Origin of the sequence: Saccharothrix sp. NRRL B-16348, from assembly GCF_001280085.1 — a bacterium.
Classification (GTDB): domain Bacteria; phylum Actinomycetota; class Actinomycetes; order Mycobacteriales; family Pseudonocardiaceae; genus Actinosynnema.
On sequence record NZ_LGED01000207.1, the window covers coordinates 81,781 to 108,326 of the forward strand.

At 71.8% G+C, this 26,546-nt stretch carries 24 protein-coding genes and 1 pseudogene; 8 read left to right on the plus strand and 17 right to left on the minus strand.

Features of this window, described 5'->3' with window-relative positions; all coding sequences use genetic code 11:
* Window positions 1-122: 122 nt before the first annotated feature.
* The 9 genes from ADK67_RS25090 to ADK67_RS25130 all read right to left on the minus strand — a co-directional run bounded on the left by ADK67_RS25090 (window position 123) and on the right by ADK67_RS25130 (window position 7,673).
* Window positions 123-692 (minus strand): hypothetical protein, encoded by a 570-nt coding sequence (locus ADK67_RS25090; RefSeq protein ID WP_053718945.1) that lies wholly within the window; start codon window positions 690-692, stop codon window positions 123-125.
* A 172-nt stretch (window positions 693-864) separates the two neighbouring features.
* Window positions 865-2,211: a hypothetical protein gene (locus ADK67_RS51160; protein ID WP_157620813.1), complete on the minus strand. Its 1,347-nt coding sequence runs from the start codon at window positions 2,209-2,211 to the stop codon at window positions 865-867.
* The gene (locus tag ADK67_RS25100) at window positions 2,208-3,011 is read right to left on the minus strand and encodes an ABC transporter ATP-binding protein (RefSeq protein ID WP_053718947.1); all 804 of its coding nucleotides are present in this window, start codon (window positions 3,009-3,011) and stop codon (window positions 2,208-2,210) included. Before ADK67_RS25100 ends, ADK67_RS51160 begins: the two co-directional genes overlap by 4 nt.
* Entirely contained in the window at window positions 3,011-3,784 is a 774-nt protein-coding gene (locus ADK67_RS25105; RefSeq protein WP_053718948.1) for a hypothetical protein, read from the minus strand. Before ADK67_RS25105 ends, ADK67_RS25100 begins: the two co-directional genes overlap by 1 nt.
* Complete coding sequence (locus ADK67_RS25110) at window positions 3,781-4,311, minus strand: RNA polymerase sigma factor (protein ID WP_053718949.1); 531 nt, start codon at window positions 4,309-4,311, stop codon at window positions 3,781-3,783. The genes ADK67_RS25105 and ADK67_RS25110 overlap by 4 nt, the downstream gene beginning before the upstream one ends.
* Window positions 4,312-4,361: 50 nt before the next feature.
* Window positions 4,362-4,937 carry a Fic/DOC family protein gene (locus tag ADK67_RS25115; protein ID WP_053718950.1) on the minus strand — a complete coding sequence of 192 codons (576 nt, stop codon included), beginning with the start codon at window positions 4,935-4,937 and terminating at the stop codon, window positions 4,362-4,364.
* On the minus strand, window positions 4,937-5,524 hold the full coding sequence (locus tag ADK67_RS25120) for a type II toxin-antitoxin system antitoxin SocA domain-containing protein (RefSeq protein ID WP_053718951.1): 588 nt from the start codon (window positions 5,522-5,524) through the stop codon (window positions 4,937-4,939). The genes ADK67_RS25115 and ADK67_RS25120 overlap by 1 nt, the downstream gene beginning before the upstream one ends.
* A 93-nt stretch (window positions 5,525-5,617) precedes the next feature.
* On the minus strand, window positions 5,618-6,964 hold the full coding sequence (locus tag ADK67_RS25125; RefSeq protein WP_053718952.1) for a choice-of-anchor A family protein: 1,347 nt from the start codon (window positions 6,962-6,964) through the stop codon (window positions 5,618-5,620).
* A gap of 199 nt (window positions 6,965-7,163) precedes the next feature.
* Window positions 7,164-7,673 (minus strand): SMI1/KNR4 family protein, encoded by a 510-nt coding sequence (locus ADK67_RS25130; RefSeq protein ID WP_197289600.1) that lies wholly within the window; start codon window positions 7,671-7,673, stop codon window positions 7,164-7,166.
* Between the two features lie 185 nt (window positions 7,674-7,858).
* Between ADK67_RS25130 and ADK67_RS25135 the strand changes: the two genes are divergently transcribed.
* The 5 genes from ADK67_RS25135 to ADK67_RS25155 all read left to right on the plus strand — a co-directional run bounded on the left by ADK67_RS25135 (window position 7,859) and on the right by ADK67_RS25155 (window position 11,548).
* Window positions 7,859-8,182, plus strand: a complete 324-nt coding sequence (locus ADK67_RS25135; RefSeq protein ID WP_053718954.1) for a type VII secretion target — start codon at window positions 7,859-7,861, stop codon at window positions 8,180-8,182.
* A gap of 1 nt (window position 8,183) precedes the next feature.
* Window positions 8,184-9,335, plus strand: coding sequence for a C40 family peptidase (locus tag ADK67_RS25140; protein WP_053718955.1), 1,152 nt, complete (start codon window positions 8,184-8,186; stop codon window positions 9,333-9,335).
* A gap of 4 nt (window positions 9,336-9,339) precedes the next feature.
* On the plus strand, window positions 9,340-9,714 hold the full coding sequence (locus tag ADK67_RS25145) for a YbaB/EbfC family nucleoid-associated protein (RefSeq protein WP_053718956.1): 375 nt from the start codon (window positions 9,340-9,342) through the stop codon (window positions 9,712-9,714).
* Window positions 9,711-10,274 carry a hypothetical protein gene (locus tag ADK67_RS25150; protein ID WP_053718957.1) on the plus strand — a complete coding sequence of 188 codons (564 nt, stop codon included), beginning with the start codon at window positions 9,711-9,713 and terminating at the stop codon, window positions 10,272-10,274. The genes ADK67_RS25145 and ADK67_RS25150 overlap by 4 nt, the downstream gene beginning before the upstream one ends.
* Window positions 10,275-10,339: 65 nt before the next feature.
* Complete coding sequence (locus tag ADK67_RS25155) at window positions 10,340-11,548, plus strand: hypothetical protein (protein WP_053718958.1); 1,209 nt, start codon at window positions 10,340-10,342, stop codon at window positions 11,546-11,548.
* Window positions 11,549-11,664: 116 nt separating this feature from the next.
* Here ADK67_RS25155 and ADK67_RS25160 read toward each other — a convergent pair whose 3' ends face one another.
* Complete coding sequence (locus ADK67_RS25160) at window positions 11,665-12,729, minus strand: adenosine deaminase (RefSeq protein ID WP_053718981.1); 1,065 nt, start codon at window positions 12,727-12,729, stop codon at window positions 11,665-11,667.
* Between the two features lie 408 nt (window positions 12,730-13,137).
* Here ADK67_RS25160 and ADK67_RS25165 point away from each other — a divergent pair, with 408 nt between their 5' ends.
* Window positions 13,138-14,346 carry a hypothetical protein gene (locus tag ADK67_RS25165; RefSeq protein ID WP_053718982.1) on the plus strand — a complete coding sequence of 403 codons (1,209 nt, stop codon included), beginning with the start codon at window positions 13,138-13,140 and terminating at the stop codon, window positions 14,344-14,346.
* Between the two features lie 351 nt (window positions 14,347-14,697).
* On the opposite strand, the gene ADK67_RS25170 is transcribed toward ADK67_RS25165, so the two are convergent.
* The 6 genes from ADK67_RS25170 to ADK67_RS25195 form a co-directional block, all read right to left on the minus strand.
* Window positions 14,698-15,969 carry a thymidine phosphorylase gene (locus ADK67_RS25170; RefSeq protein WP_053718959.1) on the minus strand — a complete coding sequence of 424 codons (1,272 nt, stop codon included), beginning with the start codon at window positions 15,967-15,969 and terminating at the stop codon, window positions 14,698-14,700.
* Entirely contained in the window at window positions 15,966-16,355 is a 390-nt protein-coding gene (locus tag ADK67_RS25175; RefSeq protein ID WP_053718960.1) for a cytidine deaminase, read from the minus strand. The genes ADK67_RS25170 and ADK67_RS25175 overlap by 4 nt, the downstream gene beginning before the upstream one ends.
* Window positions 16,348-17,613: an ABC transporter permease gene (locus ADK67_RS25180; RefSeq protein WP_197289601.1), complete on the minus strand. Its 1,266-nt coding sequence runs from the start codon at window positions 17,611-17,613 to the stop codon at window positions 16,348-16,350. The genes ADK67_RS25175 and ADK67_RS25180 overlap by 8 nt, the downstream gene beginning before the upstream one ends.
* Entirely contained in the window at window positions 17,610-18,680 is a 1,071-nt protein-coding gene (locus ADK67_RS25185) for an ABC transporter permease (protein WP_053718962.1), read from the minus strand. The genes ADK67_RS25180 and ADK67_RS25185 overlap by 4 nt, the downstream gene beginning before the upstream one ends.
* The gene (locus ADK67_RS25190; RefSeq protein ID WP_053718963.1) at window positions 18,680-20,239 is read right to left on the minus strand and encodes an ABC transporter ATP-binding protein; all 1,560 of its coding nucleotides are present in this window, start codon (window positions 20,237-20,239) and stop codon (window positions 18,680-18,682) included. Before ADK67_RS25190 ends, ADK67_RS25185 begins: the two co-directional genes overlap by 1 nt.
* A gap of 97 nt (window positions 20,240-20,336) precedes the next feature.
* Complete coding sequence (locus tag ADK67_RS25195; RefSeq protein WP_053718964.1) at window positions 20,337-21,467, minus strand: BMP family lipoprotein; 1,131 nt, start codon at window positions 21,465-21,467, stop codon at window positions 20,337-20,339.
* A 371-nt stretch (window positions 21,468-21,838) separates the two neighbouring features.
* Here ADK67_RS25195 and ADK67_RS25200 point away from each other — a divergent pair, with 371 nt between their 5' ends.
* Window positions 21,839-22,366, plus strand: coding sequence for a YbaB/EbfC family nucleoid-associated protein (locus tag ADK67_RS25200; protein ID WP_053718965.1), 528 nt, complete (start codon window positions 21,839-21,841; stop codon window positions 22,364-22,366).
* 17 nt (window positions 22,367-22,383) lie between these two features.
* Entirely contained in the window at window positions 22,384-24,042 is a 1,659-nt protein-coding gene (locus ADK67_RS25205; protein ID WP_053718966.1) for a WXG100 family type VII secretion target, read from the plus strand.
* Here ADK67_RS25205 and ADK67_RS52705 read toward each other — a convergent pair.
* Window positions 24,039-26,546, minus strand: a pseudogene (locus ADK67_RS52705) (hypothetical protein); the annotation flags it as partial. The gene ADK67_RS25205 and the pseudogene ADK67_RS52705 overlap by 4 nt on opposite strands.

Sequence of the window (26,546 nt, forward strand, 5' to 3'; positions counted from 1 at the left end):
ACGGTGGCGCGGTGAACGTGCTGACCGGGCGCACCGCGGAGATCGCGCCTCGCCCGCCTGCGTTCTTGGAGACGGTCTGGTAACCGGATCGGGACGGCTGGGATCGGTTGTCCGGCGGCTGTCTAGCGGCGGCAGCCGAACCAGCTGTAGGCGAGCAGGCCGGTGCAGCCGAGCACGACCGCGGTGACGGTGGCCGAGGTGGTGGTGGTCGGCTGCACCGGCCACGTCAGCAGGCGGCTGAGCCAGTGGTCGTCGGCGGTCGGGACGACGAGCGTGACGCCGGTCCAGCCGACCGGCAGCGCCCAGGCGGTGCGCGGGCCGAACAGCAGCGCGCCCAGCGCCACCAGGCCGCCGAGGCCCACCACGTCGCGGAGCACGAACGCGTCGGTGGCGATCGGGTCGGCGACCAGGCCGACCGCGAGCAGCAGCGCGGCGACGAACGTGCCGCCGAGCAGCAGGTGCGCGGCCCGGCGCGGCGGCCAGCCGAACGCGGCCGTGCGGTCGAGCGCCAGGTCGTGCCCGCCGAGGCCGGTCGCGACGGCGGCGACCCCGACGGCCGCGGCGAACGCGGCGAGGCGCGGGTCGCCGTCCCGCTGGGCGAGCGCGGCGAGCGCGCCGACCCCGGCGGTGATCGCCGCCGCCGTGACGGGGATCCGGCGCGAGCGGGCGTGGAGCAGCAACCACCTCGTCACGTCGTGCCTCCTCGCGAGAGCGCCGGTGAGGCCGGGCGGAGCCCCGGAATTGTCAGACCCCGCCGGTAAAATGAAATCAGGGGTCCCCTGGCGGGTACCTCTGCGAAGCGCGTCACGTGGTGCCGTTCGAGTGCGAAGCCCGTCACGTGGTGCCGTTCGCGGCTGAAGCCCGTCACGTGGTGCCGCCGGTGAGGGTGGTCAGGGCGTCGCCGGAGCAGGCCGCCTGCACCTCGCGCGCCGCCTGGACCCGAGCGCCCTGCACGGTCTCCGGCAGGGTCCGCAGGTGCGCCCACGCCTCGGCCGCCAGCGCGTCGGTCTCCTGGCCCAGCCACTCCCGGTACACGGGCAGCGGTTCCAGCCGGCCGGTCAGCCACGCCGTCATCACGGTCCGGGCCGCCACCTCGCGGGTCAGGGTCCGCGGGATGTGGTTGCCGTAGCACGTCCGCGTCCCGGCGCCGGCCAGCCAGTACGTCGCCACCTGCGCCGGTGTGGGCGGCGTGCGGCGGAAGTACGTGAACTCGTCCAGGTCCACCCACACCGCGTCGGTCGGCTCCGGGAGGCGCATGTCCTGCTCGCCCCGCTGCGCCGACGCCACCTCCCGCACCGACGTGGGCGGTGACGGCAGCTTCGCCAGCAACCGCAGCACCTCCCGCGCGGGCACCGTCAACGCCGCGCGCTCGTGCTCGTGCGCCCGCGTCAGGCACAGCCGCTCCGCGCACACCAGTTCAGCGGCCACCGGATCGGGTGTCACGGCCTCCTCGGCCGTGGCGGGCAGCAGCGGCACCGCGACGGCGGCCGCGACCAGCACCGGCAGCACGCCCAACCACCGCCGCCGCAGCAACGCCACCAGCAGGAACCCGGTCAGCGCCACCCCCGCGAACCACACCGCCTGCACCGCGTTCACCGCACCGTCGACTGCCGTGAACACCGACGTCGGCGACGGCAGTGACGGCAGCAGCCCGGCCCACGGCAGACCCGCACCCGGCCCGCCGAACCCAGACGACGTCACCGCGAACGCGGCGACCGCCAGCACGGGCGGCGTCAACGGCGACGGCAGCAGCCGGCCCAGCCCCATGCCCACCCACCCGACGCCGACCAGCGCCAACGCCCCGACCAGGGCGGACGGCAGCCAGCCCCAGTGGAAGTAGTCAGTCGCCGACGCCACCTGCACCGCGCCGACCACGAACACCACCGCGTACGCCGCGACGAGCCCGACCGCCAACGCGCCGAGCGTCCACCCGACCCGCTGCGCCCGCGGCCGCGGCGTGGAGCCGAACAGCTCCTCCACCCCCGACCGCCGGTCCCGCAAGCCCTGCACCGCGCCCGCGCCGAGCGTCAACGGCCACGAGAGCGCCAGCATGAACCTGACCCACTCGGCCAACGTCGTCCACTGCCGCGTCCACGCCGTGCTGGCCTTGGTCGACGGCCCCCAGTACAGCAGCCCCACCATGACGACCGCGACCAGCGCGCCGAGCACCAACGCCGTGGTGCGCCTCAACTCGATCCCGAGGATCCTCACCACGCACCGCCCAGCAGCGCCGAGTAGCCGCGCTCGATGGGGCTGTCGCCGACGTCGTCCGGTCCGCCTGCCGCCGCCAGTTCGGCGGGCGTGCCCTGGAAGACCAGCTTGCCGCCGGAGACCAGCACCACGTCCGTGCACGCCGCCGCGACGTCCTCGACGAGGTGCGTCGACACGACCACGCACGAGTCGGAACCCAACTCCTGCAACAACTCCCGGAACCTGACCCGCTGACCGGGGTCCAGCCCGGCGGTCGGCTCGTCGAGCAGCAGCACCTCGGGGTCGTTCACGATCGCCTGCGCGATGCCCGCCCGCCGCACCATGCCGCCGGACAGCGCCTTCAGCCGGTCGTCGGCGCGGTCGGCCAGCCCGACCCGTTCCACGGCCCGCTGCACCGCGCCGGGGACGTCCCGCTTGGGCATCTCCTTGAGCCACGCCACGTACTCGACGAACTCGCGCACCGTGAACCGCTTGTAGTAGCCGAAGTCCTGCGGCAGGTAGCCGAGCGCGCGGCGCACGCCCCGCAGGTCCAGCCGCCCGGACACGGGCGTGCCCAACACCTCCAACGTCCCCGACACGGGCCGCAGCACGGTCGCCAGCGACCGGATCAGCGTGGTCTTGCCCGCGCCGTTCGGCCCGAGCAGCCCGTGCACGCCGCGGCCGAGCCGCAGGTCGAGCCCGTCCACCGCCATCGTCCGGCCCGCGCGCACGCGCAGCCCCCTCGCCTCGACCTGCCAGGCGTACCCCGTCGGCGCGACTTCCGCCGCGCTCACCGCACGTGCCACGAGCCCTCCTTCCATCACAGCCGCGCGTAGGCCGCGGACCTGAAGTACACGGCGGCGGCGCCCCCGACGAGCACCGCCGCCCACACCGGCGCCGCACCCGGCGCGAGCACACCGGGCACACCGCCGACGACCACCGCCGGGCCGACCACCAACACCGCCCACGCGAACGCGGCGACGAGGCCCGCCCGGCGCATCCCGATCACGCCGCCGAGCGCGAGGGTCACCGCGGTGACGCCGAGGCACGGCAGCAGCCAGTACGCGGGCGACGCGCCGGCCAGCCAACCGCCGGCCAGCAACGCGGGCAGCACGGCCACGAGCACCGCGACCGTGCGGCGCAACACCAGTTGCAGCCCGGCCCGAGGCGTGGACACGACCAGTTCGTAAGCCGGGTCCATCCCCCTCGACCACGCCGCGGCCACGCCGAGCACGGGCACGATCGGCGCGATCAGCAGCACCCCGGACGACGCGGAGTGCGCGGGCAGCAGCCCGTCCAGCGACAGCGCCGCCAGCACCACGAACGCCGTCATGGCCAGCCACGGCAGCAACGACGGGGTGGCCCACCGCGCGAGCCGGTGCCGTCGGCCGACCGGTGTGCCGGTCGGCTCCAGCTCAGCCCACACGGCTGCCGTCAACGCCGTGACCTGCGGCGGAGCCACGTCGGCCAGGCGCAGCCGGCACGTCTCGCACGTCTCCAGGTGCGCCTCGACCGCCCACAGCACGTCGGCGGGCAGGTCGTCGCCGCCCGCGTACCGGGCGATGGAGTCGGCGCTCGGGTGGTGCTCGGTCATGACAGTGCCTCCCGCATCGCGATCCGGGCCCGCCGGGCGCGGGTCTTGACGGTGCCCTCGGGCACCCCGAGCAGCACCGCGGTCTCGCGCACGGTCAGCCCGTCCAGCACCATCGCCTGCAACACCTGCCGCAGCTCCGGCGCGAGGTCGCGCAACGCGCCGCCGATGTCGTCGCTCAACGCGCCGGCCAGCACCTCGTCCTCGGCGGCGGGCGCGGTGCCGGCCAACGGCAGCGGCCGGGCCTGGTGCGCCCGCCTTCGGAACGCGTCGACCAGCCGCCGTGCCGCGATCGTCCACAGCCAGCCGACCGCCGTGCCGTCGACCGCCGCGCCCGCGAACGACCCCGCCGCCCGCCACACCGCCAGGTAGGTCTCCTGCATGACCTCGGCCACGACCTGCTCGTCGGCGCACCGGCGGCGCAGGCGCACGGCCAGCCACGGCGACGTGCGGCGGTAGAGCTCCTCGAAGGCCGCGCGGTCGCCACGGGCCACCGCGCGGACCAACTGCTCCTCGTTCACATCCGGCAAGACGCCCCGCTCGCGGAAAAGGTTCTCAGCTCGCAGTGAGCCGGGTCACATCACGCGACGCTCAAGACCGTGTCGAACAGGTCGTGCAACGCGTCGTTCGAACTGGTCAGACTCTGCTCGCACGCGTCGATGAACGCGACCCGGTCCAGCGTGTGCACGGCGACCCGCCAGCCCGCCTCCCGCGCCAACTGGCGGAAGAACGCCCGCTGCGCGCGCCCGTTGCCCTCGCGGAACGGGTGCACGGCGTTGACCTCGGCGAAGTAGTGCGTGAACCGGTCCAGGAACGCGTCCCGCGGCAGTCCGCGCAGGTAGCGCTCCTTCTTCAGGTCGTCGAACACGCCGATCGCGTAGGGCTCGATCTGCCGCCAAGCGGCGAACAACGCGGACTTCCCGATGTTCACCCGACGGAGCTCACCGGCCCACGGGTAGAAGTCGCCGAAGATGCGGCGGTGGAAGGCGCGGAGGTGGGCGAGGTCGTACAGCCCGGGCAGGGGCGCCATCGCGAGCTGCTCGACGCGCATCGTGCTCAGCCGCGTCTCGGCGAAGTCGCACTCGATCGGGTCCGTCAGGCCCAGGTTGTTGCGCAGCACCCCGGACGCGGGGTCCAGGTAGGGGTCTTCGTCCACTACCGGCGCAGCGCCTCGATCTCCCTGGCGATCGCCTCGTCCACGGTCAGCTCGCCCGCCGCGACGGCGCGCATCGTGGCCACCACGTCGTCCGGGACGGCCAGGCCCTCCAGCCGGGCGCTGCCGACGGCCTCCGCGATCGCCTCCTCGGCGCCGCTGGTCAACCGGCGGAAGTAGCGGGCCATCACCTCGTGGGAGAGGGGCGCGCTGCTCGGCTCGGACTCGGCCAGCTCGCCGCGCGCCGCGCGCCACGGCTCCTCGTCGTGCGCCATGTCGCTCAACTCGTGCCTGCTGAAGTGCGCGTACCGCTCGACCACCGACCCGACGACCTCGCGTTCACGGTCGGTGAGCCCGCGCGGATCGCCCTCTTCCCACGCGCAGACCTCGGACTGGCCCTGGTGGCGGAAGTAGACCTCGGGGACCACGGGACCTCGCCGCCACGCCTCGATCCGGGCGTCGAACAGCGGTTCGCCGTGCTCGGCCAGGTACCACGCCTGGGCGTAGTAGAGGAGCTTCTGCAGCTTCATCGGCGACTCGGGCCCGGTGGCGTCGAGCACGGCCGCGGCCACGTCGTGGACGTCCGCCATCCCACCTCCAGCGAGTGCTCTGAGCTGCGACTACTCAGTCTACCGGAGATCGCGGCCGCGGTGGGCGAACTGTGGGCGAGCCGGCTTCGGGTGCTAGCCGCGACGGTCGCGCAGCCTGGTCAGGGCCAGCGCGGTCGAGCCGGACAGGAGCAGCAGGCCGCCGAGCACCAGCAGGCCGCGAACCGGGGTGCCGGTGTCGGCCAGGTGCTCACCGTCCGGGAGAACGGCCGACGGGTGGCTCGTAGTCCCGGTGGTGGGGCCCGCGGTCGTGGTCGACGTGGTGGGTTCGGTGGTAGTCGATTCGGTGGTGGTGGTGGTCGTGGTCGGCTCGGTGGTAGTCGTCGGGGTGGTGGTCGTTGTGGTGGGGCTGGTGCAGGTGGTGAGGACGTTGTCGAACGGCGCGTTGTGGATCTCGCCGCCGCTGCCGGTCGTCGCACCGCCGTGCACGAGCGACCGGACCACCACGGCGCCCTCGACGTTGGCCGGGCTGAGGTCGACCAGGGCCGCGTTCGGCGCGTAGATCGTGCCCCACACCGTGGGCGAGGCCTCGGGCAGCGTGATCGTGCCCGAGGTGGTGAAGTTCCACAGCACGTGCCGCGACGGCTCGTTGCCCTGCCAGCTCACCTGCGGCACGTCCCAGGTGTAGTCGCCGGTCACGTCGACGTTGACGACGAGCCACGCCTGGTCGCTCGGCTGCAGGAAGCCGTTGCGCGGGTTGATGTTGTCCAGCGCGCTCAGCTGGGCGGCGGTCAGGGTCAGCACGTTCTGGCCCGGCAGGAGGCCGAGCGTCGCGTTCGGGTCGGTGCCGTTCCACGGGTTCTGCCCGTTCTGGTCCGTCAACGTCACGGTCGACGGGCACGCGGAGATCTCCGCGTTGAGCTGCCGGTAGGTCGCGAACAACGACGCGAAGTCGAACCCGCTCGGACCGCCGACCGACTCGGCGGGCTGCGAGGTCTGGATCGCGACGCCGGGCGTGGCGCCGGGAGCCGCGCCGTCGGGCACGACCCACGTCACGCCACCGGACGGCAGCACGTCCGCGCCGCTCAGGTCGCCGATCTTGGCGTAGGAGTCGTTGAGCACGTTGAGCGAGCCCGTGCTCTGCGCGAAGTCGGGCGCGCCACCGATGACGAGGCTCGTCGGCCGGGTGTCGCCGGAGAGGACGTACGTGCCGGGATCGTTGAGGCCCGCGTTGTACTGCCGGAACCGGACGTCGCCGCCGATCGCCATCGGACCCTCGGTCTCGTTCTCGTACAGCGCCGCGTCCCCTTCGACCAGCACGAGGAACCCGTGGCTCGGATCGGCGTACACGTCGTCCGGCGCGACCGGCCGCAGGGGGTTCACCACCGCCGCGAGCCTCGGCTGGGGACCGGGCGCCCACCCGATCGCGAGGACGGCGACGGCGACCGCCATCCCGACGGCTCCGACGCGGCTGATCTGCATGTCCGGCTCCCGTGGAGGTCGACACCCTCCCGGCAGCCAACGGCACCGCGCCGACTTCAGCGCGCCGACGTGCGACGTTTTCACCCACCAGAGTGATCAACCCGCGTGTCCCACGTTCACGTCCCGCGAGTCGTACCTTCACGTCGCGCGTGTCCTACGTTCAGAACACGTGAGTTCAACGCTCACGACGAACGGTTCACTAGTTCGTGCACCAGCTCAACCGGCCGTCCGTCGTCACCAACGGCTCGCAGTGGCCGAGCCGGCTGCGGTGCTCCAGGGCCGTGGCGACCTGGTCCAGCATCTCGTCGAGGCTCGTCCACTCGGGCTTGAGCATCTCGCCCGCCTCGCGGTCCCACTCGACCACGCACCCCGACAGCACGCCCGGCCGCAGGTCCAGCGCCAACGCGTCACCGCACCCGTCGAACGCGATCGGCAGCCACATCGGGTGGAAACCGCGCGTCGGCGTACCCGCCTCGGTGGTGAGGTCCGAGGGCCAGAACCGCTCCTTCAACCGCCACGAGCGCAACGCGTTGGACGGGCCGAGAGGCGTGTAGAACGGCGGCAGCACCTCGGCGAACGCCAAGTCGGCCGTGCCGCCGCACACCGCCCACCACGCGCGCAGGGCGGCGGGCGGCTCGAGGCCGCTCGCGACCGCCAACGCCTCGACCGCGGCGCCGTCCTCGGGGGGCACGAACGCCGATCCGGTCAAGGGGGCGTGGTGGTCCAGCCACGCCACAATCCGTTCCCAATGGCGCAAAACACCCACACACACATGATCAGGTGACGACACCGCCCGTGGTACCGCTCATCGGGGCAGGATCTCGCCGAACGCCGCACAACCAGGCAGGGGATGCGGCAGGATCGCGGTCGCACGGCACCAAAAGGGGGACGAGGGTGGAACGGGGTTTCGGCGTCGACACCGCGGCGCTGTCGGCGTACGGCAGCACGGCGACGGGTCTGGCGAGCGAGGTCGGCACGGTCGGCACGTCCACGTTGGCGGGCACGACGTCGTTGGCCGCGGGCAGTTTCGGCAAGATCGGCGACGAGGTCGGCCTCGGCGCCGCGTTCCAGCAGGCGGCACAGGCCCAAGTGGACGGTGTGGCCGCCGCGTCGGCCGGGTTGTCGGCGTTCGCCGCGGAGGTCCGGAAGACGGGCCAGGCGTACACCGACCAGGAGGCGCGCAACAGCGCCGACCTCAACCGGGCAGCACGGGCCTGACGTGGACGTCGGCGGCTTCCTGGCGGCACTGGTCCAGCCGATGAAGGACCACCTGGCCAAGCTCGAGGGCGACACCGGCGGCGCGACGAGCGCGGCCGAGGCGTTCGGGCGGGCGTCCTCGGCGTTGACCGAGCTCGACGGCAGGCACACGGGCGCGGCGAACGCCGCGATGAGCGAGTGGTACGGCGAGAAGGCGAACGCGTTCCAGACCCGGGTGGCCGCGTTCTCCGGCGGCGTGGGCACGTTGGCGCGCAACGCGACCACCACCCAGCAGGCCGCCACGACGGCGGTGAACGCGGTGAACTCCGGCAAGACCGCGATCCAGGGCTTGATCGACGAGTTCACCGGCTGGGCGTGGCCCCGGCTGGCGGCGGCGGTCGCGGCGGGGGTGTTCGGCGGGATCGGCGCGGTGCTCGCGGTGGCGGCGGAGGTGACCGCGAAGGCCCGTGAGTACGAGGGCAAGACCGGTCAGGAGCTGGAGAAGGTCCGCACCGAGCTGACGGCCGTGGTCACGCAGCTCCAAGGGCTGCAGCAGCCGGACTTCGCCGGGATCGGCGACCCGCTGGGCGTGGAGAGCGGTGGCACCACGTCGACGTCGTCCGCGGGTGACAGCGGCGGGTCGTCGTCCTCGACCGGCGGTAGTGGTGGGAGCAGTGGCGGTGGTGGAGGCAGCGGAGGTGGTGGAAGCGGCGGCGGAGGTGGCGGCGGCGATGCCGTCGGACCGCGCCTGCCGGTGGCCATCCCGCTGCAGCCCGGCACCGGCGTCGGCGTGAACCTGCCCGACGGCAGCTCCGCCGAAGCGCCCAACGAGACCGCCGCACGCGCCGTGCGCAACGCGTTGTCGGCGCTGGGCACCCCGTACGTGTGGGGCGGCGCGAACCCGCCCCAGGGCACCGACTGCAGCGGCCTGACCCAGTGGGCGTACGGCGGGGCCGGGTTCGACATCCCGCGGCCCGCGTCGTCACAGGCGATGGGCGCGTCCGTGCCGGCGGACCAGCTGCTGCCCGGCGACCTGGTGGTGTGGGACGGCCACGTGGCGATGGTGATCGGCAACGGGCAGATGGTGGAGGCGGGCGACCCGGTGCAGGTCAACCCGATCCGCACGAGCAACAGCGGCATGGGTTTCATGGGCTTCTACCGACCGACGGGCTGAGGACGTGGACGAGACGCAGCGGGCGGCCCAGCGGGTCGCCGACACCGAGCGGCAGGTCGCCGAGCACGTCGCGCGCACCGGGCCGGTGCGCGGCCGGGCGTCGTCACCGGACGGCGCGGTCACGGTCGTCACCGCGCCCGGCGGACCGCCGCAGGAAGTGCGGGTTTCGCCGTCGGCGTTGAACATGGGACCGCGGGCGTTGGCGGACGAGATCCTGCGCGTGTCGGCGCGGGCGTCCCGTGACGCGGCGTCGCGCATGCACCGGGCGGTGGAACGCGTGGCCGACCCGGCGGCGGTGCGGGCGTTGACCGAGATCGGCTTCGAACGCGGTCCGGACGACGACGGCTTCGACGGCACGTACCTGAGAGGTTCGCGGTGACGCAGGAACAACCGCTCGCGGTCGCACAGGAACAGCGGCTCGCGGCGGCACGGGAGCAGCGGCTCGCGGCGGCCGAGGGCTTGACCGAGGTGCTGGCCCGCACCACCGGCAGCGCCGAGCACCCGACCCGCCTGGCCCGCGCCACGGCGACCGCGACGGGCGAGCTGACGGCGCTCGACCTGCACCCGAACGCGTTGGCGCAGGGACCGGACGCGGTCGGCAGGCTCGTCGTGGAGACGGCGCGGCTGGCGACGGACGCGGCCGTGCAGAAGAGCTACAACGAGTTGGCCAAGTCGTTGGGCGACAGCATGGCGATGGCCGTCGAGGCGTTCGCCGGTCCGCCACCGCTGAAAGCGGCCTCGGCGGAGCCGGTGGCGACCCCTCAGCCGCTGGTCACGCCGCCGACGACGGCGCCGGGAGCGCACGGGGCGAGGTCGGCCGGACCGACTCCGCCGCCGTGGGCCGGGCAGGCGAAGGGACGCGCCGCGGCGCGTCCCCAACCCGAGGAAACGGACGACGACGACTACTTCGCGGACCCTTTCCGTGGTCAACGGCAGTAGTGCGTGATCGACCCCGTACTCTTGCCCCCGCATCGCAAAGGGGCATGGCGTGACCGGGAGGTCGGATGGCACAGGACATCGTCCCGATCGAGCTGGGGCTCACCCAGGGTGATGTCGTCACCCTGTGGGCCCCGCGCTGGCGGGAAGAGGGCGAGGAGTGGGAAGCCTTCCTCGGCCACGAGGAGGACCTGTACGCGTTCCCCGATGCCGCGCACTTGGCGGCGTTCGTGCGCAAGGCCGAAGAGCACGACCTGACCGACCACCCGGCGTGGCACGTCGTGCCCGCGCTGTCGGTCGGTGAGCTGTCGCCGGACGACAACCACCAGTTCGACCTCGTCGGCGTGCCCGAGCTGGTCGCCGAGGAGCCCGACACGTGGGTCATCGGCGAGCTCGCCGACGTGATCTCGATCGTGCGGTCGCTGGCGGACGTCTGCGAGCTGGAGAAGGTGCACGAGATCCTCGACTCGGCGGAGGGCTTCGCGCTGCTCCCGCAGGGCACGCTGCCGTTCACCGGCCGCGAGGGTCAGGCGTTGTGGACCGAGATCTCCCAGGTCGTCGCGGAGAAGTGGGACGAGGTGCTGGACGCGATCGACGAGGTCGTGGCCACGCCGGAGGTCGACGAGACCGCGCTCAAGGCCGCGCAGGACGAGCTGGCCGAGTACGAGGAGGCCAACGCCGCCGCGGCGGCCACCGAGGACGAGGACGACGAGGACGGCGAGGAGCCGGTCGGCTTCTGGGGCGAGGTCGGCATCGACCCGATCAAGATCATCAGTGGTGCGGGCGAGTACTACACGCTGCGCTGCTACCTGGACGACCACCCGGTGTTCCTCGGGCGCAAGGGCAGGATCGACGTGTTCGGCTCGCCGCGCGCGTTGGCCCGGTTCATCGTCGAGGCCGACGACAACGACCTGGCCGAGGTCTCGACCTGGGGCGAACTGGTCACCAAGGCCACCGGCGGCGACCTGGACGTCGAGGTCGACCCGGACAACGTCTACGTGCTCACGGGCCTGGACGAGGACATCGCCGACGGCCCGGACGCGATCGACCCCACGCAGCTCGACCTCGTGGTCGAACTGCTGGAGGACGCGGGCGAGTGGGCGAACGACGACACCGTGAAGGTGGCGTTGAACCAGTCCGAGCGGCTGGGGTGGCTGGTGTCGTACGTGCTCAAGCCCGACCCGACGCGGCTGGCGCCCAGCGCGCCGTTCGACGACGAGCAGGTGGCGTGGCGGACGCTCGTGGCGGCGTTCGAGGACCGGCTCAAGGTGCACTGATGTGCAGTGACCGCTGAGGCGGTGGGAGTGCGGTAGAAGCGGCAGAGGTCGCGGGCAGCCATCGGAGCCCGCGACCTCTGTTTGTGCGTGTTGGTTCTTCGGTGCTGCTACTTCTGCTACTTCTCGAGAGCGGCGTAGGCCGGTTCGATGACGTCCTGGATGAGCGCGCGGCGCTCCTCGTGCGAGATGAACGCGGCCTTGGCGGCGTTGACGGTGAACTTGCGCAGGTCGTCCCAGCCGAAGCCGAAGTTCTCGACCACGGTGGCGAACTCGCCGGTCAGCGACACCATGCTCATCAGCCGGTTGTCGGTGTTCAAGGTGACCCGGAAACCCAGGTCCGCCATCCGCTTGATCGGGTGCTCGGCGAGCGAGGCGACCGCGCCGGTGTGCACGTTCGACGTCGGGCACATCTCCAGCGCGATGCGCCGGTCGCGCACGTACGCGGCCAGCCGCCCGACCTCGTCGCCCTTGATGTCCTCGGCCAGCCGCACGCCGTGGCCCAGCCGCTCCGCGCCCGCGAGCTGCACGGCCTCCCACGCCGACTCCGCGCCCGACGCCTCGGCGGCGTGGATGGTGAAGTGCGCGTTCTGCTGCCGCAGGTACTCGAACGCGGACAGCTCCTTGCTCGGCGGGAACCCGGCCTCGGGGCCCGCGATGTCGAAGCCGACCACGCCCGCGTCCCGGTAGCGGACCACCAGGTCGGCGATGCGCTGCCAGCCGTCGTTCTGGCGCATCGCGCACAGCAGCGTGCCGACCTTGATGCGGCTGCCGGCGGCGGCCTCGCCCTGGCGGAAGCCCTCCTGCACGGCTTCCACGGCCTGCTCCATGGACAGGCCCTTGTCGGTGAACAGCTCCGGCGCGTACCGGATCTCGGCGTACACGACACCGTCGGCGGCGAGGTCCTGCACGGCCTCGGAGGCGACGCGCACCAGCGCGGACTCGTCCTGCATGACGCCGCACGTGTGCGCGAAGCCCTCCAGGTAGCGGACCAGCGAGCCGGAGTTGGCGTTGTCGCGGAACCACGCGCCGAGCGCGACCGGGTCCGTGGTGGGCAGGCCCTGGTGGCCGCAGGCCTCGGCGAGTTCGATCACCGTCTGCGGGCGGAGGCCACCGTCGAGGTGGTCGTGCAGGAGCACCTTCGGCGCGCGGCGAAGGTTTTCCTGGGTCAGCGGGGTCGGCATGGTCGTCACCGTATACCGGTGACACGCCGTGTCGTTCCGACGTACGATGATCAAGGACCGGTATGATCGCCCCCGCGTCACCGGGTGTGTCCAGAACCACTCGATCGGGTGCCACATTCGCTGCGGTGAAGCCGTTGTGCAGTCGTGATGCAGAACTTTCCGCTACTGGTTACTGGGCTTTAGTCACTCACACGGCGGATGCTCACGGGGAGCAGTCACAGGCGCGCGTGCGGTTACCTTGGGGTAAGGTCGCCCATTGTCACTCCAACGGACTACACGCAAGGTCGATCCAGGCGGTCCCGGTCGGGGGGCGCTACTGCCCGCCGCCCCAACCTGGTTAGGCTCCCGGAGGTCTCCCCTCCCCTGGACGAAGGCACCCGAGCCGTGAACGAGAACAACAACTCCACGATGTCCTTCGATCGGATGCGCAACATGCTCACGCGCGCCGCGGAGATCCGTGAGAGCGAACAGCAGCAGATCTTCGACGCACTGGACGAGATCCACGCGCGGATGTCCCCGCTCGAGTCGCTGGGTTCCGTTCGCAAGCGCCTGTCCGAGCTGCCCGACCGGACCGAGGTCGGCGTGCTGGCCGAGCGGCTGGACGAGGCGCTGTCCAAGCTGGAGGCGCAGGACAACGCGGTGCAGAGCATCGGTCGGGCCGTCGAGGGCCTGGTCGACAAGCTCGCCAAGCCGTTCGCGCAGCTCGACGGTCGGCTCGACGGGGTGGCGGGCCGGTTCGAGGGCGTCGCCGGGCGAATGGACGGCTTGGAGGACAAGCTCGCCCACATCCACAAGCGGCTCGACGACCTCGACGGCCACCTGGACAAGCAGGACGGCAAGGTCGAGCAGGTGCCGGGTGCGGTGACCGGGCCGTTGCGGGAGCGCATCGAGGCGTTGGAGACCGCCCTGCGCGGCCGGCTGGACGAGGTCGACGAGGGCGTGCACGAGCACCTTGACGGCACGCGTGAGGCGTTGCAGCGCTCGGTGACGGAGTCGGCCGCCGGTCTGCAGGGCAAGCTCGACGAGACCCGCGACAACCTCAACAGCACTCGGGACGGGCTGCACGCGTCGTTGACCGAGACGCGCGAGTCGCTCGTGGCGTCGTTGGCCGACACGCGCAGCACGATGACGGGCAAGCTGGACGAGGCCCGCGAGGCGCTGCACGCGGCGTTGGACGAGACGCGCGACCAGGTCGACGCGACGGACCGCCTGGAGGCGTTGGCGCAGCGCTTGGAGCAGGTGACGTCCCGGCTCGACACCATGGCGACCCGGCTCGACTCGGTCGAGGACGACTTCGCGTCGCGGCTGGGCGAGCTGTCCGGCGTGGTGGAGCAGGGCATCGCCAAGGTCGAGGGCTCGCTGTCGACGCGGCCGGACGCCGATTCGCTGGCCGGATTGGTGCGCAAGAGCAACCAGGAGTCGGAGCTGCGCATCGGTGGGCAGCTGGACGAGGCGATGGCGACGTTCGCCGAGCTGATCCTCGGTGGCGGCTCGCCGACGCCGCCCCCGCCGCCCACCGCGCTGCCGCGGCCTCAGCGGCGGACCCGGAAGAACGGGCCGAAGCCCGGGGAGAACCGGAACGTGGACGATGACGACTTGACGGCTGAGGGCGCCTGAGCGATTTGGCGTGAGGAGGCCCGGTTCCGCGGTGGCGGGGCCGGGTCTTTTTGTTGTGGTGGTTTGGGTTGGGTGAAGATCAAAAATTAAAAAAGAAAAGAGTCCTCGCCGGACGGGCAGATCAGCAGGATGACGCCTGGTTTGGCGGTTAAGCGCCGGGTCCGTTGTGGTGCGGGTTTCGTGTCATCCCACCGACCTCCCTCCGGGCTACCACCCGCGTCAAGGGGGCGGCCAACAGTCGAAGCCGTGGGTAGCGGTGAACGGCCCCCTTGACACGCGCGGTAGGGCACAGCCAGGTCGGCGGGATGACACGAAGCCCTTCCTTTGGGGAAGAAGGGCTTCGTGTGGTGGTTAGCCCCGGATCGTGTCGATGATCAGGGGGGTGGTGGGTGGTCGGTCGCCGATTTCGTAGCCCGAGGAGAGGGATTCCAGGGCGGCGGGGATGGCGTCCGGGGTGTCGGTCTGCAGTTCCAGGAGTGGTTGGCCCTTGGTCAGGTGGTCGCCCGGTTTGGCCAGGCACAGGATGCCGGCGCCCGGTTGGACCGGGTCTTCCTTGCGGGCGCGGCCGGCGCCCAGGCGCCAGGCGGCGACGCCCACGGCGTAGGCGTCCAAGGTGGTCAGGTAGCCGTCGGAGGGGGCGGTGACGATGTGCTTGTGGCGGCCGGTCGGTAGTGGGGCTTCCGGGTCGCCGCCTTGGGCCCTGATCATCCTGGCCCACGTCTCGTAGGCCTCGCCGGAGGCCAGGACGTCGCGGGGGGAGGCGGAGATGCCCACGCGGGACAGCATTTCTTCGGCCAGGGCGACGGTCAGGTCGATGATGTCCGCTGGGCCGTTGCCCTGGAGGACTTCGACCGATTCGGCGACTTCGACCGCGTTGCCGACGGCGCGGCCCAGTGGCACAGACATGTCGGTCAGGAGGGCCGAGACGCGGAGGCCGTGGTCGACGCCGATCGAGACCAGGGCCGTGGCCAGTGCGCGGGCCTGGTCCAGGGACTTCATGAACGCGCCGGAGCCGACCTTGACGTCCAGCACCAGGGCTTCGGCGCCCTCGGCGATCTTCTTCGACATGATCGAGGAGGCGATCAGCGGGATCGACTCGACGGTGGCCGTAACGTCGCGCAGGGCGTACAGCTTCTTGTCGGCCGGGGCCAGGCCGGTGGTGGCGGCGCAGATGACGGCACCTACGGAGCGGAGTTGGGAGGCGACCTCGTCCACGGAGAGCTGTGCGCGCCAGCCGGGGATGGATTCGAGTTTGTCCAGGGTGCCGCCGGTGTGGCCCAGGCCCCGGCCGGAGAGTTGCGGCACGGCGGCGCCGCAGGCGGCGACCAGGGGGGCGAGTGGCAGGGTGATCTTGTCGCCGACGCCGCCCGTGGAGTGCTTGTCGACGGTGGGGCGGCCCACGTCCAGGGTCAGCCGGTCGCCGGAGTCGACCATGGCCCTGGTCCACCGGGCGGTTTCGGCGGTGTCCATGCCGTTCAGGAAGATGGCCATGGCCAGGGCGGACATCTGCTCGTCGGCCACGACGCCGTTGGTGTAGGCGTCGACGACCCAGTCGATCTGGGCGTCGGTGAGCCGGTGGCCGTCGCGCTTGGCCCGGATCACGTCCACGGCGGTGTGGGTCATGGCAGGTCCTCCGGGCCGAACGCGTCGGGCAGCACCTTGCTCATCGGGAGGATGCCGGACGGGGTGTCGATCAGACAGGGCGCGCCGCCCAGCTCGTAGATCACCTGACGGCACCGGCCGCACGGCATCAGCAGCTCACCGGCGCCGCTGCGGCACGCCAGGGCGACGAGCCTGCCGCCGCCGGAGAGCATGAACTGGCCGGCGAGCGTGCACTCGGCGCACAGGCCGACGCCGTAGGCGGCGTTCTCCACGTTGCAGCCGACGACGATCCGGCCGTCGTCGCAGATCGCCGCCGCGCCCACCTGGAGCCCGGAGTACGGGCAGTAGGCGCTCTGGGCGGCGGCGACGGCGCGGGCCCGCAGGTCGTCCCAGTCGATGTCAACCACGGCGGTACACCACGCCGTCCGCCGCGGGCATGCGCAATCGTTGGGACGCGACCGCCAGGACCACCAGCGTCACCAGGTGGGGCGCGTAGGTGGTCAGCTCGCTCGGCACCTCCTCCACCGAGTAGTACACGGCGTAGAGGAGGCCGGCGGCCAGGATGCCGAACGCGGCGGCGAACCAGCGGCGGCGGACCAGCTGCCAGATGACGATGACGACGAGCAGCAGGACCGCGCCGTAGACCAGGGCGAGGAACGTCTTGCCGCCCGAGCGCAGCTGGAGGCCGTCGGCGTAGCCGAAGAGGGCCGCGCCGCCGAGGAGGCCGCCGGGGCGCCAGTTGCCGAAGATCATGGCGGCGAGGCCGATGAACCCGCGGCCGTTGGTCTGGCCTTCGAGGTAGCCGGGTTGGCCGGGGTTGAGCACGAGGGCCGCGCCGCCGATGCCGGCCAGCGCGCCGGACGAGATCACGGCGACGTACTTGTAGAGGTAGACGTTGACGCCGAGGGATTCGGCGGCCACGGGGTTCTCGCCGCACGACCGCAGCCGCAGGCCGAACCGGGTCCGCCACAGCACCAGGTAGCTGCCGATCACCAGCAGGATCGCCAGCATGGTCAGCGGCGACACACCGGTGACGAGGCCGCGCAGGATGCCGGCGACGTCGGACAGGCCCACTCGTTGCTGCGCCTCGAGTTCGCCGAGCCAGTCGGAGAGGCCGGAGGCGGAGTAGGTGTCGAACTTCGGCACGGCGGGCGATTCGCGGGGGTTGTTCGACAGCGGGAAGAAGATCAGCGTGGACAGGTACTTGGTCAGGCCCGCGCCGAGCAGGTTGATCGCCACGCCGGAGACGATGTGGTTCACGCCGAACGTCACGGTGGCGATGGCGTGCAGGAGACCGCCCAGCGCGCCGAACACGGCCGCCGCCACGAGTGCCGCCCACGGACCCCACTGGTAGCCGGCCCACGCCGCGCCCCACGTGCCCATGATCATCATGCCTTCGAGGCCGATGTTCACCACGCCCGCGCGTTCCGCCCAGAGGCCACCGAGGGCGGCCAGGAGGATGGGCAACGCCAGCCGCACGGCGGTCTGGATGGTGCCGGTGGACGTCAGCTGGGGCACACCGGTCAGGTACGACGTGGTGGACAGCAGCACGACCGCGCCCGCCACGCCCAGCGCGCCGACGGCCCAGCCGGGGATCCGCCGCGACTTGCGAGGCGGCGGAACGGTGGCGGGGGCCTCGGACGGGTTCATCAATGAAGTGCTCATGCCGCATCCACCGTTCCGAGCTGCCGGCCGACCTGCCGCTGCTGCGCGGCCAGTTCGAACCGGCGGACCACCTCGTACGCGACGACGACCGACAGCACGATCGCCCCCTGCATGATCGTCACGATCTCCCGGGGCACGCCCACGTTGTCCAGCGCCAGCCCCGACTTGTCCAGGAACGCCCACAGCAGCGCGCCGAACGCGATGCCGCCGGGGTGGTTGCGCCCGAGCAGCGCGATCGCGATGCCGGAGAAGCCGATGCCGGCCGGGAAGTTCAGGTTGTAGGTGTGGTCGCGGCCCAGGATCTCCGGCATGGAGACGAGGCCCGCGATGCCGCCCGAGAGCAGCATGGCGATCAGCACCATCTTCTTGGCGTTCACGCCACCCGCGGCGGCGGCCGTGGACGACTCACCGGACGCCCGCAGTTCGAAGCCGAACCGGGTGCGGTTCATCATCACCCAGTAGCCGATGCCCAGCAGCGCGGCCAGGAAGACCAGGCCGAACACCGTGCCGGACGAGCCGAACGGGATGCCGGGCACCCAGCCGGTCTCCGGGATCTCCGGGGTGCGGATGTTGTTGCCGCGCAGCTCGCCGAACACGTCCGCGCCGATCAGGTACGCGGCCAGGCCGAGCGCCAGGCCGTTCATCATGATCGTGGAGATGACCTCGTTGACGCCGCGCGTCACCTTGAGGATCGCCGGGATCGCCGCCCACAGCGCGCCCGCGACGGCGGCGGTCAGGATGATCACCAGGGCGTGCAGGCCGGGCGGCAGCGCGATCGAGCCGCCGACCACGGCCGCGACGACCGCCGCGACCCGGTACTGGCCCTCGACGCCGATGTTGAACAGGTTCATCTGGAACCCGATCGCCACCGCCAGCGCCGCGATGTAGTAGGTGCCGGTGCTGTTGATGATGTCGACGGCGGTGGTGCCCTCACCGACCTGCGCGAACATCACCCCGAACGCCCGCAGCGGGTTCGCGCCGGACACCACCAGCGCGATACCGCACAGCAGGGCGGAGAACAGGATCGCCAGCACGGGCGGCAGCAGTTTGCCGCGCAAGATTCCCATTACTCGCCTTCCGATTCCGACGCCGGCGAGGCGCCAGTGGCGTGCTCGGCGCTCGTGGCGCCGGTCATCGCACTGCCGAGGTCTTCCGGGGTGACCGTGGCCGGGTCGGCGTCCGCGACCAGTCGACCGCGCAGCATCACCCGGATGGTGTCGGACAGGCCGATCAGCTCGTCCAGGTCCGCCGAGATCAGCAGCACGGCCAGGCCGCGGGCGCGGGCGTTGCGGATCTCGTCCCAGATCAGCGCCTGCGCGCCGACGTCGACACCGCGGGTGGGGTGCGACGCGATGAGCAGCACGGGGTCGCCGGACAGCTCACGGCCGACCACGAGCTTCTGCTGGTTGCCGCCGGACAGCGCGACGGCGGCCACGTCGATGCCCGGCGTGCGCACGTCGAAGTCCTCGACGATGCGCTCGGTGTCCTTCTTCGCGCCCGCGAGGTCGAGCCACTGGCCCTTAGACACGGGACGGCGGGTCTGGTGGCCGAGAATGCGGTTCGCCCACAGCGGCTGCGTTAGCAGCAGGCCCTGGCGGTGGCGGTCCTCGGGGATGTAGCCGATGCCCGCTTCACGGCGGGAGAGCGTGCCCAGCCTGGTCAGGTCGCGGTCGCCGAGCAGCACGCGGCCGTGGTGCGCCTTGCGCATGCCCATGATCGTCTCGACCAGCTCGGTCTGCCCGTTGCCCTCGACGCCCGCGATGCCGACGATCTCGCCCGCGCGCACGACCAGGTCGATGTCGTCGAGCACCGGCCGGGTGCCCTCCGCCGCGACCAGGCCCAGGTTCTCCACCTGCAGCACGACGCGGTCGGTGACCGTGGACTCGCGGGTCTCCGGGCTGGGCAGCTCGCTGCCGACCATCATCTCGGCCAGCTGGCGCGAGCTGACGGCCTTCGGGTCGGCGGTGCCCACCGTGGTGCCGCGGCGGATGATCGTGACGGAGTCGGCGATCGAGCGCACCTCGTCCAGCTTGTGCGAGATGAACAGGAACGTGAAGCCCTGCTGCTGCATGCCGCGCAGGGTGGCGAACAGCTCGTCCACCTCCTGCGGCACGAGCACCGCGGTCGGCTCGTCCAGGATGATCACCTTGGCGCCGCGGTAGAGCACCTTCAGGATCTCGACCCGCTGCCGGTCGGCCACGCCGAGGCGTTCGACGAGCACACCGGGGTCGACGGTCAGGCCGGTGGCGTCGGCGAGTTCCAGGATGCGCTTGCGCGCCTTGCCGCCGATGCCGTGCAGGGACTCGGCGCCGAGGACGACGTTCTCCTGCACGGTCAGGTTGTCGGCGAGCATGAAGTGCTGGTGCACCATGCCGATGCCGGCCTTGATCGCGTCGGCGGGCGTGCGGAACCGGACCTGCTCGCCCGCCACCTCGATGGTGCCCTCGTCGGGCTGCTGCATCCCGTACAGGATCTTCATCAGGGTGGACTTGCCCGCGCCGTTCTCACCGCACAGCGCGTGCACCTCGCCGACCTGCACGCTGAGGTGGACGTCGCTGTTGGCGACGACACCCGGGAAGCGCTTGGTGATGCCCGACAGGACGACGGCAGGGGTCGTAGTGCTCATGGAAGCTCCGTGTGATCTCCGGCTGCGCCGGGGCTAACCACGCACTGGGCCCCGCGAGGGTGCTCGCAGGGCCCAGTGCGCCGGAGGCCGGATGGGGTTACGGCGTGGACTCGACCTTGATCTTGCCCGCGATGATCTGGGCCTTGTAGCCCTCGAGCACCGCCTTCAGGTTGTCGTCGATCTTGCCGCCGGAGGTGGAGTAGCCGACACCGTCCACGGACAGGTCGAACACCTTCGGCAGGCTCGCCAGGTCGTTCTTGGCGACCGCCTTGACGAAGTCGTACACCGCGACGTCGACCCGCTTGAGCATGGACGAGACGATGATGTCCTTCGACTCCTCGACCGTCTTCTGGTTGTACTGGTCGGAGTCGACGCCGATGGCGAGCGCGTTGCCCGTCTTCGCGGCCGAGAACACGCCCTTACCGGAGGCGCCCGCGGCGTGGTACAGCACGTCGGCGCCGGCCTCGATCTGGCCGGTCGCGGCCTCCTGGCCCTTGGTCGGGTCCTGGAAACCGGTGAAGTCGCCCGCCGGGGTCAGGTACTTCGACTCGATCTTGATGTCCGGGGCGGCGGTCTTGGCGCCCTGGGCGTAGCCCGCGTCGAACTTCTGGATCAGCGGGATCTCCACGCCGCCGACGAAGCCGATGTGGCACTTCTTCGACTGGTAGGCGGCGATGACGCCCGCCAGGAAGGAGCCCTGCTCCTCGGCGAAGACGAGCGGCGTCACGTTGGCCGCGCCCTCGACCGCGCCGTCGACGATCGCGAACTTGACGTTCGGGAACTCGGGCGCGACGACCTTCAGCGACTCCGCGTAGGCGAAGCCGACACCGATGATCGGGTTGAAGCCCTCGCTCGCGAGCTGGCGCAGCCGGGTCTGCTTGGCGTCCTCCGGCTCGTTCGGCGCGGCGGTCAGCTCCTTGACCTCGGCGATGCCGAAGTCGGCCTTGGCCTTGTCCAGGCCCGCCGCGGCGGAGTCGTTGAACGACGCGTCGCCCCGACCGCCGATGTCGTAGGCCAGACCGACCTTGAGCGCGCTGCCGTCGACCTTCTCGCCCGACGCGGCGCTGCTGGACGTGGCGGAGGCCGCCGGCGGCTTGTCAGCCAGCTTGCAGCCCTCGGCGGTGTTGGTGGACCCGGACCCGGTGTTGTTCCCACCGGTGTCCTTGGCGCAGGCGGCCATCGTGAGAACGCTGGTCAGCGCGATCGCGGCCACCGCGAGGCCACGCATTCGACGACGCACGGCTCGTCTCCCTCCCTGCTCGTCTAGGAGCAGACAAATCCCGACGGCGGGCCGTCGGGGCTTCCGAGTGGCGAACCGTACCCCGTAGTAATGACACCCGCGCACGTACCGGTCCGCACGTGACCTAATCGTTGGTGCCATCAAGCGAATCCGCCACTCGTAGTGATAGCGCGACTTCCCCGCGTCGTAGTCGATTACGCACCGTCAATGGTCGGACCGGGTGAAGTGGCCGTTCGGCGACCGTGGGCCGATCAAGGTTCGGAGGCCCGCAGGGTTAACCCGTTGGTGAGGCGTTGGGGCGGCGTTGGCGGGATCCGGTGCACTCCAGCCTGCACCGATATCCCCCCTAGGAGGTTGCCTTGGACCCCCAGCAGTGGCTCGACAACTTCGAGGCAAAGCTGGCCGATCTCCAGCGGAAGTCGGCCGACCTCCAGGAGAACTTCGAGAACTCGCAGGCCACGGCGTCGAGCCCGGACGGCGCGGTGACGATCACCGTCGGCCCGAACGGCGGGCTGCTGAACATCCAGCTCGGCCACCGGGCGACCGAACTCGGCTCCGCCCGCCTCACCGCCCTGATCATGCAGACGGCCAAGGTGGCGCAGAAGCAGGCCGCGCAGCAGGTGATGGCGGCGTTCGAGCCGCTCGGCGAGGGCACCGAGGCCATGCGGATGGTCAGCGACGCCATCCCGGACGACCAGGTCGAGGACGACGACGAGCCCGACTACGCCGAGCCGGAGGCCGAGCCCGCGCCGCACCCGGTCGCGGCCCACGCACCCGCTCCGGCAGCTCCCCCGGCCCCGGCGAGCAGGCAGCCGCAGATGCCGTCGCGACCGGCGCGCCCCTCGCGTCCCGGTGACGACGAGGACGACGACAACCAGCCCTGGTGACGAGGAGACCCTGAGCGATGACCGCCCCCGACACCCCGATCGCCTCGCCACCGGGCATGGAGATCACCGAGAAGAACAAGTTCAAGGGCTCGCTGTTCATCTCGGCCTGGGACGAGATGATCACCACGATCGGCAAGGACGCGGAGACCGAGACCGAGAAGGCGCTGGACATCACGTTCGCCGCGATCGGCACGGCGTCGTCCATGGCCATGCTGGCGGTCGACCCGTTCGGCACGATCCTCGGCGCGGGCATCGGCTGGCTGATCGAGCACGTGACGTTCCTGAAAGAACCGCTCGACCAGCTCATGGGCGACCCCGAGGAGATCGAGGCCAACGTCGAGGCGACCAAGAAGCAGGCCGCCGAGCTGCGCGTGCTGGCCGAGGACCACCGGCGCGAGCTGGCCACGTTCGACGGGTGGACCGGCGCGTCGTCCGAGGCGTTCCAGAAGAACATGGAGTCGATGGGCCAGGAGCTGGACGCGCTGGCCAACGCCGTCGAGCAGAAGGCCAAGATCGTCGCGATCTGCGGCGTGCTGGTGTCCGTGCTGCGCGACATCGTGCGCGACCTGATCGCCCAGCTGCTCGGGTCGCTGCTGGCGGGCGCGCTGATCGCCGCCGCCACCGCGGTCATCACGTTCGGCGCGTCGATCGCGGCCTACATCGGCTTCGCGGTCGGCAAGGCCGTGGCGCTCGGCGTGAACATCGCGTCCCGGATCGCCCGGCTGACCGCGGCGCTCGGCAGGCAGATGGGCCGGATCAAGAACCTCGACGAGATCACCGAGAGCGTCGGCAAGGGCTGGAACCGGTTCGAGAACATCGCCGACGTGGCCGAGGTCGGCTACGAGTCGTGGAAGGCGCAGAAGGGCGTCGACCGCGAGATCGACAAGGCGCTGGCCAAGGACGTGCAGGACGACAAGGTCTCCGACGCCAACAAGAAGGCCGAAGAGGCCAACGAGCGGTACAGCAAGGCCAAGGAGGAGGAAGCCGCCGCGGCCGAGGAGGCCAAGAAGGCCAACGAGGACGTGAACGCGGCGGCCACGAAGGCGAGCGAGGCCAACGACAAGGCCAACGCGTACGTCGAGGAGGCCAACGCCGCCGCCGCGCGCGGTGACCAGGCGGGCCGGGACGCGGCGATGGCCAAGTACGAGGCGGCCAAGGTCGAGGCGGACGCGGCCCGCGGTGAAGCGGCCCAGGCCGCGGAGAAGGCGGCGAGGGAAGCCCGCGACGTCGCCGACGCCGCCAAGGCGAGCAACGAGGCGTTGGCCGACGCGAAGCCCGCCGACGACGCCGCGAAGGCCGCGTACGAGGAGTACAAGCGCAACAACCCGGGCACGGACGACCCGGCGCGCACGTCCGCCGAGAACGACATGTCGGCCAAGAACGACGCGGCCAAGGCAGCGAACGCCACGTACGAGCAGGCCAACGTGGACTTCGCGGCGGCCAACGCGGCGGCGGCCGAGGCCAACGCCAGGGCGTTCGCGTCCGGCAGCGACGCCGACATCAAGGCCGCCGAGGAGGCCTCGCGCAAGGCCGAGCAGGCCGGCACGAGCGTCGAGCAGGCGGCGAACGACGCGAAGTCGGCCGGTGAGGCGGCGAAGTCGAGCTACGACTCGTTCCAGTCGCAGTTCTCGCAGCCCTCGTCGAGCGAGACGTCCACCAGTTCCGTCCAGGTCTAGAAGAACCACGGAGAACCAGCCATGGCACGCGGTGGCGGCGGCGTCGACTCGAACACCCCGGGCTCCTCGGGCAACCCGTCGTCACCGCCACCGTCCGCGCCACCGCCGCCCGCGGGCGGGCCGACCGGCAACACCGGCTTCGGCATGAGCGAGTCGACCATGTCCGACCTGGACAAGCGGGCCGGCAGCCTGCGGGACCGGCTGGCGGCGATCTCCGGCGGGTTGCAGGGGCTCAAGCTCGCGCCCAACGCGCTCGGTCCGATCGGCATCGTCGCCGTGCCCGCGTTGAACAGCTCGAACGACGCGTCGGTGCAGCAGGCGAACAACGCGTCGACCGCGATGGGCAACGTCCAGTCCGGGTTGAAGGCCACCGCCCAGACGCACGTGCAGAACGACCAGTTCGCCCGCGACCAGTTCACCAAGATCGACCCGAACTCGAACGCCCAGCGGCCACCGGGCTCACCCGGCAACGGGCCGCTCGGGGCGAAGGGGCCGGGCGGGCCATCCGTCACGCCGGTGACCAACGTGCCGGGCGCGTCGGGACCGAACGGGACCGGCGGGACCAAGGGCGCCGGTGGGCCTTCCGTCACGCCGGTGAAGAACGTGCCCGGCGCGACCGGGCCGAACGGGACCGGTGGGACCAAGGGGCCGGGTGGTCCGGCGGTCGGGCCGGTGAAGAACCTGCCGGGGGCGGCCGGGCCGAACGTGCCTGGTGGGACGCATGGCACCGGCGGGCCGGCGGTGGGGCCGGTCAAGAATCTGCCGGGCGCGACCGGACCCAATGTGCCGGGCGGGACGAGCGGTACCGGTGGGCCCGCGGTCGGGCCGGTCAAGAACCTGCCCGGCGGGCCGGGCGTGACCCCGCCCGGTGGACCGCGCGGCACCGGCGGACCGGCGGTCGGGCCGATCACGAACGTTCCCGGCGCGTCCGGACCGAATTCGGGTGGGTCGACCAAGTCGCCCGGTGGTCCGGCGGTCGGGCCGGTCAAGAACCTGCCGGGTGCGCCCGGCGTGACCCCGCCCGGTGGACCCCGTGGCACCGGCGGACCGGCGGTGGGGCCGATTGCCGGCGTTCCGGGTGGTCCTGGTTCTCCGGGTGGTCCGCGCGGCGGCGGTGGGGTGCCCGGCGGCGGTGTGCCCGGTGTGACCCCGCCCGGTTCCAGGTCGTCCGGCGAGCCGGCGGTCAAGGGCGGCCCGACGCCAGGTGCGGGGCCGGTGACCGGCGCGACCACGCCCGGCGCGAGCACGGCGGCCCGCAGCATCGGCGGCGCGCTGTCCGGTGCGCCCACCGTGACGCCACCACCCATGGGCGGTGCCCCAATGGCTCCCGGTGCGGCTCCTGGTGCGGCCGGTGGGACGGACCGTTCGAGCAAGTTCACGGGTGGGCCGGGCAAGGGCGTCTTCGACGTGCCCAAGCCGCCCACGGGCGACGGCAACATCAACAAAGCCCCGACCAGTTCGCCCTCCACACCACCACCCGCGCCGAAGCCGACCATCAGCGCACCCGGCGGCGGCATCCCGAGCACTCCCAGCGCCAGTGCGCCGCCGATCAGTGCGCCTCCGACCGGCGCACCCACGACCAGCGCACCCACGACCAGCGCACCCGGCAGCGGCACTCCGAGCACCGCGACGGCTCCGCCGTCGACCGGTCCGAAGTCCGCTCCGGGTGTGCCGTCGGTGAGCGCTCCGGCCGTGCCCCCGATGGGCGGTGCTCCGATGGCTCCCGGCGCCGCGCCCGGTGCGGCCGGTGGGACGGACCGTTCGAGCAAGTTCACCGGCGGGCCCGGCAAGGACGTCTTCGACGCACCCAAGCCGCCCACCGGCGACGGCAACATCAACAAAGCCCCGGCCAACTCGCCCTCCACACCACCACCCGCGCCGAAGCCGACCATCAGCACGCCCGCGGTCGGCACGCCCAGCGCCCCGACCATCAGCACGCCGGGCACCGCCACCTCTGCTCCAGGCACACCCGGTGCTGCGGCCAACAGCGCTCCTGGCACCGCCACCGCTCCGCCTCCGACCAGCCCGAAGCCGTCCCCCGCCGTCGTGCCGCCGGTGAGCGCACCGGTGGCACCGCCGGTCGCAGCGCCGCCGGCCGCGGGCGCTCCGGGCGCGAGCCCGTCAACGGACCGTTCGAGCAAGTTCACCGGCGGACCGGACAAGGGCGTGTTCGACGCACCCAAGCCCCCGACCGGCGACGGCAACGTCAACAAAGCCCCGGTCAGCTCGCCCTCGACGCCGCCACCTGCGCCGAAACCCACCATCAGCGCACCTCCGTCGCCAAGCCCGATCAGCACGCCGCCCACGGTCACCGCTCCACCCACGGTCACCCCTGCGGCAACGCCACCGGCCGCACCACCGGTCTCCACCCCACCGACCACATCTCCCGCGCCGGTCACCTCACCCACGCCTCCCCCGGCGAACACCACCCAGCCCTCACCGACCACCCGACCAGCGCCGCCCACGATCACCGCGCCGCCGACGGTCACTGCTCCACCCACGAT